The 13,318-nt window shown below is 38.3% G+C and carries 15 protein-coding genes, 1 other RNA gene and 1 pseudogene; all 17 read right to left on the reverse strand.

Annotated features, from left to right (window positions below):
* Window positions 1-28: 28 nt before the first annotated feature.
* Window positions 29-1,042, reverse strand: a complete 1,014-nt coding sequence (locus JXR81_05985) for an HAD-IIIA family hydrolase (GenBank protein ID MBN2754404.1) — start codon at window positions 1,040-1,042, stop codon at window positions 29-31.
* Entirely contained in the window at window positions 1,039-1,857 is an 819-nt protein-coding gene (locus tag JXR81_05990; GenBank protein MBN2754405.1) for a histidinol-phosphatase HisJ family protein, read from the reverse strand. The genes JXR81_05985 and JXR81_05990 overlap by 4 nt, the downstream gene beginning before the upstream one ends.
* A 42-nt stretch (window positions 1,858-1,899) precedes the next feature.
* Window positions 1,900-2,282: RNase P RNA component class A (gene rnpB / locus JXR81_05995), an RNA gene on the reverse strand.
* Between the two features lie 14 nt (window positions 2,283-2,296).
* Window positions 2,297-2,794 (reverse strand): annotated as a pseudogene (locus JXR81_06000) (LemA family protein).
* A 169-nt stretch (window positions 2,795-2,963) separates the two neighbouring features.
* Complete coding sequence (locus tag JXR81_06005; GenBank protein MBN2754406.1) at window positions 2,964-3,551, reverse strand: nucleotidyltransferase domain-containing protein; 588 nt, start codon at window positions 3,549-3,551, stop codon at window positions 2,964-2,966.
* Between the two features lie 149 nt (window positions 3,552-3,700).
* Window positions 3,701-4,282, reverse strand: coding sequence for a flavin reductase family protein (locus tag JXR81_06010; protein ID MBN2754407.1), 582 nt, complete (start codon window positions 4,280-4,282; stop codon window positions 3,701-3,703).
* Between the two features lie 199 nt (window positions 4,283-4,481).
* Window positions 4,482-4,976, reverse strand: coding sequence for a hypothetical protein (locus JXR81_06015; GenBank protein MBN2754408.1), 495 nt, complete (start codon window positions 4,974-4,976; stop codon window positions 4,482-4,484).
* 30 nt (window positions 4,977-5,006) lie between these two features.
* Window positions 5,007-6,089 carry a Fic family protein gene (locus JXR81_06020; protein ID MBN2754409.1) on the reverse strand — a complete coding sequence of 361 codons (1,083 nt, stop codon included), beginning with the start codon at window positions 6,087-6,089 and terminating at the stop codon, window positions 5,007-5,009.
* 148 nt (window positions 6,090-6,237) lie between these two features.
* Window positions 6,238-6,459 carry an alpha/beta hydrolase gene (locus JXR81_06025; GenBank protein ID MBN2754410.1) on the reverse strand — a complete coding sequence of 74 codons (222 nt, stop codon included), beginning with the start codon at window positions 6,457-6,459 and terminating at the stop codon, window positions 6,238-6,240.
* Window positions 6,452-6,688, reverse strand: coding sequence for a hypothetical protein (locus tag JXR81_06030; GenBank protein ID MBN2754411.1), 237 nt, complete (start codon window positions 6,686-6,688; stop codon window positions 6,452-6,454). Before JXR81_06030 ends, JXR81_06025 begins: the two co-directional genes overlap by 8 nt.
* Window positions 6,689-6,750: 62 nt before the next feature.
* Window positions 6,751-7,497, reverse strand: a complete 747-nt coding sequence (locus JXR81_06035; GenBank protein MBN2754412.1) for a hypothetical protein — start codon at window positions 7,495-7,497, stop codon at window positions 6,751-6,753.
* Between the two features lie 60 nt (window positions 7,498-7,557).
* The gene (locus JXR81_06040; GenBank protein MBN2754413.1) at window positions 7,558-8,679 is read right to left on the reverse strand and encodes an NgoFVII family restriction endonuclease; all 1,122 of its coding nucleotides are present in this window, start codon (window positions 8,677-8,679) and stop codon (window positions 7,558-7,560) included.
* Window positions 8,680-8,681: 2 nt separating this feature from the next.
* Window positions 8,682-9,842 (reverse strand): DNA cytosine methyltransferase, encoded by a 1,161-nt coding sequence (locus JXR81_06045; GenBank protein ID MBN2754414.1) that lies wholly within the window; start codon window positions 9,840-9,842, stop codon window positions 8,682-8,684.
* Complete coding sequence (locus JXR81_06050; GenBank protein ID MBN2754415.1) at window positions 9,820-10,257, reverse strand: very short patch repair endonuclease; 438 nt, start codon at window positions 10,255-10,257, stop codon at window positions 9,820-9,822. Before JXR81_06050 ends, JXR81_06045 begins: the two co-directional genes overlap by 23 nt.
* Before the next feature lie 2 nt (window positions 10,258-10,259).
* Window positions 10,260-10,460, reverse strand: coding sequence for a helix-turn-helix transcriptional regulator (locus JXR81_06055; GenBank protein MBN2754416.1), 201 nt, complete (start codon window positions 10,458-10,460; stop codon window positions 10,260-10,262).
* 322 nt (window positions 10,461-10,782) lie between these two features.
* On the reverse strand, window positions 10,783-11,811 hold the full coding sequence (locus tag JXR81_06060) for a hypothetical protein (GenBank protein ID MBN2754417.1): 1,029 nt from the start codon (window positions 11,809-11,811) through the stop codon (window positions 10,783-10,785).
* 286 nt (window positions 11,812-12,097) lie between these two features.
* Entirely contained in the window at window positions 12,098-13,171 is a 1,074-nt protein-coding gene (locus JXR81_06065) for a Fic family protein (GenBank protein MBN2754418.1), read from the reverse strand.
* Window positions 13,172-13,318 lie beyond the last annotated feature (147 nt).

The following is a 13,318-nucleotide window of genomic DNA, read 5'->3' on the forward strand; positions in this document are numbered from 1 at the left end:
AATCCGCTCCCGAATCATTTTTATACCGCTAAAGCAGTTTTATTATATCCATGAAATTTTTTGACTTAAAATCCGGCTTCATTTTATCCACAAGGCTGTTATCGGCGTAGCCGTAAGTCAGAAAAAAAGTAAAACAGCCCGCCCGTTTTCCGGCTTCAATATCAAACTGGCTGTCGCCTATCATAAGGGTTTCACTTTTATCAATTTTAAACTTTTTCATCAGAAGGTTAAGCGGGTAAGGATGGGGCTTTCTTTTACGTACGGATTCACTGCCCAGTATTATGTCAAAATAACTGTCTATACACAGTTCTTCATTTATTCCTTTTATATAATGCGACAGTTTATTGGAAACTATGGCCAGTTTAACTCCCTTTGCTTTTAATTCTTTTAATGTCTCCCTTACACCTTTAAACATAATAAGGCCCTTCTTATAATTCAGATTATATAAATTCCTGTATTGTTTTATCATCTTATCCATTGAAACTTTTTTTAGAACGTCAGGAAACAAATCCTCTATAAAATCATCAAGCCCTGTCCCTACCGCAGAGTGCACCTGCTCCATGGTGAATTTTTTCATCCCGTAATGTTCTGCCATGGCATTGGCGGTGGCAAGTATCCCCGGCGCGCTTTCCACAAGCGTGCCGTCAAAATCAAATATCATAAGTTTAAAATTATACCCGCTGTTTATTGTGTCATCGTGGGAGTAAGGCGGCGCGCACGCGCAGATTATTTTTAAAGCACCCCTGCCGGTGTTTTTTACTTTATGATAAGTGCCCGGCGGAATAAGCACGCTGTCGCCTTTTTCAACTTTAAACGTCTTATCGGCAATTGTCATGATTCCGCTGCCCGCGGTAAAGTAATATATTTCCTCTGTTTTTATGTGTTTATGGCCTATTGTGGAAAGCCCGGGCTTTAGCGATGCTTCTGCCAGAGTGACATTTTTCACCGGCGCGTTGGTGGTATCTGTTATAACGCGGATTATGGAGCTGTCTTTGGTTACAAAAGGTTTAACTTTATTGATATTACTTTTATATATTTTCATTTTATCTTAACCATTACGGGTTTCCTGTTTTTAAACACGGCAACTTCTTTTACCCCTATTTCTTCAAAAATTTCATACGCGCGCTTTAATCCGTAAAAAGTGTCCTTAACATAGTGCGCGTCAGAACCCACTGTGATTATTTTTCCGCCAAGTTTCATGTATGCTTTTATCACATCCGCCCCCGGAAGCATGTCGCCGCCGTGATACCGGAAACCGGATGTATTAACCTCTATTCCTACGCCTTTGGATATAAGCGCTTTTAAAATGTCATCAATTTCCTTTTTAAACATCTCATAGTTATATTCGGGCAGATACTGCACGCCGCGCCTGTGCACAAGGTTTAAGTGGCCTAAAACATCAAACTTTCCGTAAGAGGCAAGTTTGTACACCTCTTCAAAATACGCTTTGTACGCGTCTTTAATATCAGAATACTGCTTAAAATACTCTTCATACACAGGGGTAAATTCGCCCACATGATGCAGCGACCCCATTATAAAATCTATATCCTTATTTTCTATGTACTTTTCATATTCATCATGAAAAATGTGCGGCTCGCCGGCTTCAAAACCTTTCATAAGATTTGAAAATCCTCCGCGCGCGTCTTCTATTGCTTTGGTATAACCGGTGTAATTAAACTTTGTATGATTCTGTTTATGAAGCGGGTGAAAATCAAGGTGTTCTGTAATTGTAATATAGCCGACGTTTTCGGCTTTGGCTTTTTCAAGTACTTCATCTATGGTCTGGGAAGCGTCCCAGGAAAATGACGTGTGCAGGTGCGAATCTGTATAGTTGTACATCTTTTTTCCTTTTATCATTTAATGTAAAAAATCCACGGGCACACACCCGTGGATTTTTATTTAAAACGGCAGTGTAAGCCGGATTCTGTGTCCCCGTTGCCGGGGTGCCAGCCATTAATCTTAGCGGTCTACCCGGAGCTTAAGAGATGAAGCATCCCTGCCCCTTTGCTTGCGCAAAGAGATCTGCCCCCTATTTGACCTTGCTCCCGGTTGGGTTTTCCGTGCCGTGTTGCTTACGCTTCACGCGGTGGGCTCTTACCCCGCCTTTTCACCCTTACCCCGCAATTGCTTACGAGGCGGTCTGTTTTCTGTGGCACTGTCCTTTATGCCGCGCTTTCGCGTGCCATACCCCGCTGTTCTAGTGGGAACCGTGCTCCATGGAGTCCGGACTTTCCTCGGAAGAATCGTCTGAATATTCCTCCGTGGCCAGCTGCACTGCCGTTAACTTACTCTCTTCAATCTGTGGTAATTCGGTAAAACCTTTCGGTTTTGCCAGAAGAACAAAGGGCATGGTTTTTATACGGAAATTGTACTCGCTTACCGTGTCCCTGTAATGATTGCGCTTTATCTTATATTCGTGTATAAACTCTTTTGTAACAAGGCCCCATTCAAGGTAATAAAACCTTTCGCGCCTTAATTCCATTTTCTTGTTATACTCCGCGATTATGGTGTTTATTGACTCTTCAAGCCTGTTTATATGCGCCGCTTTATCCTTTAAAGTATCGCCGCCAAGTATAATGCTTCTGGCGCCTACCGCTTCGTCAAAAGGTTTGGGGTCGTATTTCATTTTATCCTTATCCATCATTTCCCTGTACTTAATTGTCCTGTCCACAATCTTGCTTACGTAATATTCCATTCTGCCCCAGTCCTCAATTGAATAACTTTTAAGGTTCGTAAGGGATTGGGTAAATACCCTGTCAAACATAACAAGGCTTATAAAACCGCCTATTGCCATTCCTATTAATACTAAAATCAGGGTTGTAATTTTCTTAACCACGTCATACCTCCGGGTTATTGTTTTACCTGTCGAAAACCATTTTTAAACCTGTTCTTTATTATATCAACTGAATAGCGGGTATGTCAATTCTGAATTGGGCGGGGGGAGGGGATATGTTTGTTTACTGCTAAATTATCTGTATCCCTTTCATGGCGTTTTTTACAACCGGAAGCTCTTTTTTCGCCTTAAACTCTTTTTGCGTCAAAATATAAGGCGACAAAGGGTTGCCGTAAAGCTTAAGGCAGTTTTTTTCAAGTTTTATTAACGCGGGTTCAATTTCTTTCACCGACGCTTCATCCGGCACCACTATAAACAGGTCAATGTCGCTGTCCGGCTTTTCCACACCTGAAGCAACAGAACCATATAAAACAGCTATTATAATTTTACTGCTTTTTAACCCGTCTTTTATGGTCTTTTTCAGTTCTTTAAGCGGGTCTGCCGCCCCGGGCATTTTATTCATTACAGACGATATAATGTCATACGCGTAACTGTCCGTGTTCAATTCCCACAAATTTACGTTTCCAGCCCTGACTACTTTAAGAAAATTAACACCGAACAGTTCGTTTATCGCCCTATTAACGCTCATGTGTGATGTTTTCAGCTGCCGGGCAATCTCCCTTTCGCTCATTTTAGGCGGATTTGAAAGAAAAAATTCCGCCACACGCGCTTTTATTCCTGTGGATATAACCTTTAAGACCGATTCATTGAATACCATATAATCTCCTTTGTAACACTTTATGTTACAATTGTAACACATTATGTTACAAAGTCAAGAATGGTACATATCTATCCCATAACCATTTATCCCATATCCCATAAACCGGAAAAGAACGCCCTGAAGTCACGGCAAACCATAAAACAACGTCATTTTGTCTTTTTAATCTTGTTCCCCACAGAAAACGCGTCGCCTATTTTATTACCCACACCGTAATAAGCCCTGCTGCCGAAGGAGCCGAACATTATGGGCTTCACTTTTTTTATATCAGGAAGGTTGTTTTTGCCAAGCACATTACCATCTGCCACTATCCCCACAATTTCACCGATAAACATGGTGTGTGAGCCCACATTAACGGTATTTACAAGTTTGCATTCAAGGCAATAAGGAAATTCTTTTATATAAGGCGCGTTTACAAGCGCGCTTTTTTCAGGGGTTAATTTTGCCTCTTCAAATTTATTAAATTCCCTGCCGGAAACCAGCCCGGCATAGTCTGCCTGTTTGACATATTTTTCAGAAGGGATATTTACGGTAAAAGCCTTATTTTTCACGATATTGTCATGGGTAAGCCTTGGCGGCTGTACGCTTATGCTTACGCATGGAGGTTTGCTTGCCGCTATACCGCCCCACGCCGCGTTCATGATGTTGGGAGCGTCATTCTCCCCGTAAGTGCCTATTATAAGGACAGGTGATGGAAACAGTATAGGCTGCGGCGCAAGAAACTTTTTCATAATAATCTCCTTTTGAAATCAGATATTCTAATAAACTATTTTACGGGACGCGCCATAGCACGTCCCATACGAAAGCAAAAGTTTTTGTAGGGACAGCGCTCCTGCGCTGTCCGTTGGAAACCGAGGGCAATCTTCATTTTCAAACGGTGACAAAATGTAACCGTTTGACTTTCTTCTATTACAACAACTTAATTTCACCTTACCCCTGAATCTTTATTTTTTCTTTAAGGATACTGTATACTTCTTCAAATTCTTTTTTAGATTTGAACATCCGGTTATTTATGGAATACTTCTTTCCGACAACCGGGGTCAACTCTATAATAATCGTCCCCTGCACGTTTGTTTCTGTCATGTTGGTAATTTCGTGCCATTTAAACTCGCACATCTCTTTACGCAGCGGAAAAGATATCCCGTCATCATACACAGTAAGCACTCTTGGGACTTTTGAAGACATTTCCAGAAGCGGAATCACAATCCCCGCAATGGCAAACACAACCGAAAACCCTGTCAGCACATAATAAAAAATATCCGCCTGGCTTTCGTTCAGTTTAATAAACCCGTTGATTATAAGCCCCCTGTCGTTGGTTGTTGCAAGGTGGTACAGCACAAAAGCCCCCGCCCCAAACATAAGGGTTATTAAAGACATCATCAAATACCCCGACCTGTAACGGTACTCTTTAATTATCTGCTTCATAACACCCTCCTTTGTTTTAAAAGTAAATCTTTACCTATAATCCTTGCCCAGTTTATATGCTCTTTTTTTATTAGACTCGCCAACCGCTTCTAAAAAACCTTTTGAAACCCAGTCTTTAGCCAGATAAGCCGCCATTCGGGGCTTGATTTTCAAAACTTTAGCAATGTCATTACTTGTTATCATGTCCGAAGATTCAAAAAGAGGGTATATTTCTTTCGCCCTTCTGTCCAGTTTTTTATAACTGTCCATACTTTTTTTATTTATGCCGGGAGAATAAGTTTCTGCCGTTTCTTTCAGTTCAATAAAAACTTCAAGCAGTAATTTAACAAAATATTCAACCCATTTTGTTAAATCCGCAGTTTCCCGTCCTTCATAATAGTTTGGATGCCTGGCTGTTGATAATTCTTTATAATATGACTCTATATCTTTTGCGTGATATTCTTCCATTGAAAACATCCCGTTTAATCCAAAATTTCCTTTCATAAGTACAAAAGTTGCCAGCAGCCTTGCTGTTCTGCCGTTTCCGTCATAATACGGATGTATTGTTACAAACTGATAATGCACAAGCGCGGCTATTACCGGCGCGGGAACTTTCGAAAGTTCCGCCCATTTCACCCAATTAACAAGTTCTTTCATCAGATTAGGTACATCTTTTGCTTCCGGAGGAAGATATACAATATAACCGGTACCTGCTTCTTTTATTACATTTTGTTCTGCTCTGTACGGCGTGGGTTTTGATTTTTTTCCTTTTTCAACCAGGGCATGAACGCTTTTTATCAGTTCTTCCGTAAAAACTGCCTGATTTTCTGCCAGTCTTTCAATTTCAATAAGGGCATTCCAGTAATTTTCAACTTCTTTAACATCCCGTTCTCTTCCATAGAGATTTTTTCTGTTTTCCTCTATAACATCCTTTGTCTGTTTTAAAGACAGCCTGTTTCCTTCAATTCTTGTCGAATAATGAGTGGACCGCAGCCGCGCCTCATGTTTTAATTTCGCTTCAATTTTTGGCGCAAGAATAATCTTAGATATGGCATCCCTAAAAGACGCCAGTTTCATCAGCGAATTTACAATCACATTGGATAATTTATAATTTGGTTCCCACTTACTGTTCATTATTCACCGCCCTTTAATAAATTGTAAAACAGGCCATGTTTAATGTCAATGGTTATTGCAGATAAATTGCAGATAAATTGCGGGTAAAAAATTCATTTATTTTCAGGGTTTATAAGCTTTTTTAAGTTTACTTTACCGCGGGACAGGTTTATCTGTTTTCTTTAAGCACCCTATTTACCATTATATTCAGATATTTTTCCGGTTCTTCATAGGCGCACATGTGGGCGGAATTTTCAAAAGTAAAAAAATATTTTTTGGGCGCTTTTATAAAGTTAAAATACTTTTCCTGTAAGGAATATACCACCGTCGCGTCGTGCCTGCCTGCCATTATATATACAGGCACTTTCCACACCGGGGCGGATTTATACATATCCCCTTGTATTATCTACAGCCACAGGGTTTGTTTTGTCATTCCCACAAATCAAAACCCACTGCTTAACCCCGCCAAGCTCTACCTGAATAAGTTCAGATATAGAATTCTCCCCTGCAATAGGCAAAGTGTTCCCCGGGCTTTTAACAGCAATAACCCCCACAAACAAAACTATCCCAACCATTATCGTTATTAACAGCACTGTCCCTATTTTCATTAATGTTTTCATATTCCCCCGATTTTATTGCTATTTCCTTTTATAAAGCATATTTTAACAGAATAAATCTTCAATCAATAAAAAGAATATCTTATTGGATTTGCAGCTCCTCTTTTTCTATATTTATCAGGAATTCGTTTGTTAATATATATACTTTCAACAGAATTTTCAGCCTTTTCACCAATAAAACCATACCTACCTGGTCTATTTAGATCAAATAGAGGGAAATTAGTTTTATTTGCTTCTTTCCATTCTATAATTTTGTAGACTGCTTTAATTATTCCTCTAATTACTGAAACGGCATACTCAGCCTTTTGTGCTTTTTCTTTATTTATTTTCCATGCATATCTGGTAGCATCATATAACGTTCTTTCTTCAGAACTTCTATTTACAGTAATCATGATAATTTTATGTTTAAAAACTGCTTCTTCTGACTTGTATTTACTAATTATTTCAACAGCATTCATTGAACCAAAATAGTTGCTGTCATAACCGGCAACTTTGTTGGATGCACCTGGATATGCATCAATCAAAGCAGCTTCAACATGTCTTGCTGTTAATTCATCCATACCATGTTTATGTATTACATGTATAACTTTTAGACCTGAATTTTCAATATCTCTTATCGTTTGATATTTTCCGTCTATTTCATCGAAATTTTTTTCTTTTGTAGCGCATTTAATATGCTGAAATACTCTATTCCCCTTTCCTCGTCCCACATAAAAAGTATCACCATTTCTCGGGTCAATTAATCTATAAACATAGTTTTTTAATTGTTTGCATACTTCTTCCGGAAAAGCAGAAACATCATATTGATTCACATGCCCTCCCCAATAAATTATTTATGCTTTTTTCAAAAAAATATTTTCATAGATATTTAATTATAAACCCCTACTGTTTAAAAAATTCTCATAACTATTAATTTCTGCGAAATTTATTTCATATAACTCATCATTAATTTTGTCAATTCTAACTGAATCAATTCCAATTATTTGTAATTTATCGTAGTTTAGAATTTCTTTAGGTTTCAATGTCAAAACGTCTCTAAGTATCCATTTACCTAATTCTTTATTCGAAGTTGACATTAACGCCTTATTGTTATCTTGACATATTTTAGATTCCATTAAAATACCATCTGGTAATTTCAAATTAAATTTCGTATCTCTCTTAGGGAAAAAATCAGGATACTTTTTATTTATTTCTGACGGTATCGGAATATAAACTTCATCAAGATCGCGCTTTCTTCCGCCTGCATTCCATTGATTTAGACCGCTTTTCTCATATACTTTTTTATCATGACCATACAACGGCAGATAAATCGTTTCTTTAATTAAGTTAGCAGTTTCCTTTTCTGCCGGTTTAGCAGCAAGCAATTTTTCAAGTTCTTGAAGCGGGTCGTCTATTAACGATACCTTAATTTTGTATTTGAAAGAATCTGTTATAAACCTTTTTGTAAGAGTACTTTTAGAAGTTAAAAACGAATAATCATTTTTATCATCAGAAAAACTGATTGAACCGGTGTTTTTAGAGATTTTCTTTATTTTATTTAAATTAATATCATCCATACTTTCTTCATGAATATAAAAATACCCTTTATCTCTGACAACACAATGATATATTGAGTTATCAAACTTATAGACATTCCGCGTCATTTCAAGCCTTTTATTTCTAAGCCCGGCTATTTTAATTATCATTTTTTCTGCATTCAATTTATCATATGTATTTCTATCGTTATTAAATTCTGCGATTTTTTGGAACGTTTTAGAATTGTTAATTAAAAATGTTTTTAAACCCACTCCAATATTTTTTACTTTTGCATCAGCCGACAAATCACTCCTAGACAGATCCTCGGCATTAAAAGCTCTGCAGAATATTTTCTCAGCAATCCTATAATAAAGATAAGGCGTGTCAGATTCAGAAAAGAGATTTGAAAGACTTCCGACAATCATTAGGTATTTTTCATAGAGATCAATCTGCTTTTTGTCAGCCCTCTCAATAAACATATTTACACCCAAGCCTTTACTATACTTTCTGCAATTTTTTCTATTACAGGAACTGACACCGAATTGCCAAACTGTTTATATAAATGCGAATCCGCGACAGAAGGAAGGACAAACTTTTTTGGAAATCCTTGAAAATTAGCACATTCCCTTGGTGTTATCTTTCTTATTCCATCCTTATCGAGTATCAAAGGTACATTGTGCCCGCCCATACCCATATTAGCAGTAAGTGTCGGGCATACTTTATTCTTATTCTCTCTGACATATTTACGCCGCCACTGGTAGACAGTATCATTTTTTGTAATGTCTTTAATTAATTTAGGATAAAGTGTTTTGTCATTATAATAGTATTTTGTATCAATCTTTTTTTCCAGACAGTCATGTATTTGTTTAGTTCTTTTAATTTTCTCGGGATATTTGAATTGTTTTGAATTATTTTCATCTAAGAATCCTACTATATATATACGTTCTCTATTCTGCGGAACATCAGCGTATTCCATTGTGTTTAAAACTTTAGAAGTAATAAAATAACCTGCATTTTTTAGCTCTTTAGATATAACTTCAAAAGTACGCCCTTTGTCGTGTCCTTTAAGATTTTTAACATTTTCAAGCAGTATTGATTTAGGCTGTTTCTCTTTTAGTATTCTTACTATATCAAAGAATAAATTACCTCTCCCTTTATCTTCAAAACCCTTTTTATATCCTGCTATTGAAAAAGGCTGGCATGGAAATCCCGCAACCAAGACATCATGTTCAGGTATGCATTTTGCATCTATTCTTGTTATATCTCCAAAAGGCACTTCCCCAAAATTCACTTTATACGTAAGCTGCGCAGATCTATCCCATTCAGACGTAAAAACACATCTTCCTCCTGCGTTCTGAAATCCAATACGCATCCCGCCAACACCGGCAAACAAATCTATGAATGTAAATTTATGTTCTTTCGGAGGAGAAAAAGGAAAAGTAATAGGCATATCTGCTTTAAATAACTCCAATTGCCCTGCATGTTCTAATATTTTCTTCGCTTCATTCTTATAATATTTCTCAGCATCAGTCCCCTTGTTTAAATAATAATGGGTTACTGAAGCAAGTTTTTCATGCTCTTCATTTGCTAAAAAATCTTCAATATTACTTAAAAACTGCTTATAGTTGCCCTTTTTTTTCATTTTTTACTCTCACAGCCTCATTAATTTTTTTTATTGCTTTATCCGGCTTATCTATAAGTTCTTTTGCCCAAAACCTAAGAACTTTCCATCCATCTTGTCGTAATTTTTTATTAACCAGCTTATCTCTTTTAATGTTTCGTTCTATTTTTTCCAGCCAATATTTCCTATTTGTTTTAATAGACTTTTTTTGTTTTTCCCAATTTTTTCCGTGAAAAAACTCGCTATCGCAAAAAATTGCTATATTAAAATCTTTTAAAATAAAATCAGGTTTACCAAGAATTCTCTTATTCTGTCTGGTAAATTTAATATTCTGTTTTCTAAGCAGTGAAGCAAGAGTCACTTCAACTTTAGTATTCTTAGACTTAATTCTAGACATACAATAACTTCTTTGTTTTTTTGTTAAATTATCAGCCATTGTCAAAAAAGGTCCTTAATTTTTACCCCTAAAGCCTTTGCCACTTTCTCTATATTCACAACGGCCACATTACGCTTGCCTCTCTCTATCCCGCTTATATATGTGCGGTCAAGGCCGGCAAGTTCTGCAAGCCGTTCCTGTGAAATGTCTTTCTTCTCTCTTAATTCCCTAACTTTAATGCCAAATTTTTGTTTTATATCCATAGGCAAAATATTACCCCCTTGTGGACTAAGATTCTACGGACTATAAGTCACATAGGTAAGAAGTATCAGATAAAAAAAATCCGAGGGACGGATGCACGGATGGTCAGAGGGACGGTTTAAACCAAGTACCCACCAAAACAACTGCCGCGGGCTAAAGACCCGCGTCTACCAGAACGAAACCAAAATTAAGACAAAACGAAACCAAAACATAAAACCACGCGCCCTGAAAGGACGCGGCTACCACAGCAAAACCAGAACAAAACAAAAACGCCCTGCGGGAAGCGCAGGGCGTTTGATATAGAAAAATACTATACTGTTATACTTATTCTTTTGTCAGTTCCTCTTTTAACTTATTAGCCATTCTTTTAGCGGCTTCTGCTGACAGTTCTTTAAAATCGCGCAGGATTTCGCCGCTTGGGTCTGCAAGGTTTGGTTCTATCTTATCCGGCCAGTTTTTGCCGCCGGACATTCTCCAGGTTACTGCCTTGTACGTCGGCCTTGCAAGTTTCATGGGCGCAAGGTCATCCATTACCGGCCTTTCAAAATCCGCTATAATTTCGCCTGTCTTATCTATCATAACCATTGTCATATCAACCTTCACTGTCCCTACCACCCTGTCTTTGCCTACAATTACCCTTACCCCCTGCGGAGGCGGCAGCAGCGTGTCTGCCATTACCACTATAACAGCGTCAAGTTTGGCGGCCGCGCATACGGCTTTGGCCTGTTCCAGCAATGCCATTTTAAGCCCCTGGTTTTCGCCGTCATCTGTTACCCTTTCGCCGTTTACGTATTTTATTGTAGTGCCTGATTCCGCATTATTAAAAAGCGTGTACGGCACAAACGGGACACCTTTTGCGCCTATAAGCAATTCTTTGTGGTCATCAAGTACTTTCTGCGCGGCAGCTGCCGGATTTTTTCTTGCTTCTCCCGCTGCTGATGCCGCCTGCAGCCCTTCTTTTAATGCTGTCATAAAATCCGCGTTTGAATCGCCCTGTACTTTTGTAATCATCGCGTCCGGATTGTCCTTAAAATACCTTAAGGCGCCTGCTGCCTTTGACATTGTCCCCGCGTAGTAATAGGCAGGCACTTTGGCAAGCGAAGCTGACGGCACAACAGTAAATAACCTTGCGGATTTAAGCTGATATTCCGCCTGAGCCAGCGCGTAGTCTGCCGCCTGCTGCATGACAGCGTTGTTTTCAGCGTTTGAAGGCGCGGATTTTACCATTGTTAAACTTAATACTCCCGCTCTTTTCACGTTCATTACAGCTTCTTTGTTAATCTGCGTCCCCGCGCAGCCAACAACTGACAGAACAACCGCAACAGCAAGTACAGACAAAAACAATCTTTTCATAAAACCCTCCGAATTATAATTTTGCGCATAAATGCACATCTTTGATAGACGTATTAAAACATAAAAATGATGCAGCAGATATATAAAAAACAGATGCTTGGACGCTTAGATGTTTGGAGGCTTGGCTTATAAACCAGAGGGACAGAGGGACGGAAATAAACCAAACATCCGGAGATCCAAATCAACTGCCGCGGGCTAAATACCCGCGTCTACCAGTACAATTACAAATAAATACACCCTTTGTATTTCATTAATTCATTTTATTTCCGGTTATTATAGATTGTTTTCATTCGCTTCCCGTTTTTATATACGCGGTTGCCCTGCCGCTGCCGGTTTTTTTAATAAGTTTAAGTTTTACAAGCCTTGCAAGAGACTGGCCTGCGGTTTCCCTTTTCATCTTAAGTTTGCTTACAATAATCTTATTTGTTATTGTTTCATATATTTCAAAGAGATTCAGAATTGCCCTGTGTTTTTCTGAAATTAAAAGAAGAGGATTTGACCCCTTAGCGGTTTCTTTTACTGTTTCAGCCTGTTTTGCCAGTACATCAAGTATAAAATCAAGCCATGGTATTATATTTTCCGCCTTTTTACCCCTGTTCTTCTGGCTTTTTCTTAAAGCAAGGTAGTATGACGCTTTATTATCTTCTATTATTTTTTCAAGAGACGCGTATCGGGCGTATGAATACCCGCTTTTTAAAAGCATAAGGTTTAAAACAGCCCTGCTAAGCCTTCCGTTGCCGTCCTGAAACGGGTGGATAGAAAGAAATTCAAGGTTAAAATTTGCGGCTATCAGCAGCGGATGAAAAATCCCGCTATCATACGCTTTCACAGCCCAGTCAATAAGCTCCCTTGTTTCTTTCTGCGCAAGATAAGGTTCTGTAGGGTTAAAAATAACAGATTCATTGCCGTTGTTATCCCTTGCCACAACGGCATTTGAAAGAAACTTATATTTTCCTTTATGTTTTTTGTCTTTTTCAGAAAACTTAAGCAAAACATTATGAAAACCAAGGATAGTATTTTCTGTTATCTGTATTTCATTATAATTATCAAATATGGTTTCAAGTAATTCCGCGTAACCCGCAACCTCCTGCGAATCCCTGTCCTTCAACCTTGATACTTTAAGCCCGTTAAGAAGTTTTTTAACCTGCTCATCAGACATCTTTGAACCTTCTATCCTTGTTGATGATCCGACCGAGGATACAATTGTGCTCTGTTTTAAGTTGCCAAGTATCTGCGGTCCAAGCCCCGGAGCTGCCTTAAACCACCCTTTAAATTCATCTATTTTTGCCACTTTACCGTAAATACGCGCGGCATCATTTCCGGAAATGGCATTTAATCGCCGTGTAAGGTTTGATTCCATATCGCCTCCTTTTAACTATACCCAATTATACCCAATTGTACCCAATTAATCAACGGGAGAAGCAATTATCTTGAACGAACCTTTAAGGAATTTAACAGAAAAACATACGATGTCGGTGTTTTTCCAAACGTTTATTCCGCCGAGAGA

The organism is Candidatus Goldiibacteriota bacterium (assembly GCA_016937715.1).
Classification (GTDB): domain Bacteria; phylum Oederibacteriota; class PGYV01; order PGYV01; family PGYV01; genus PGYV01.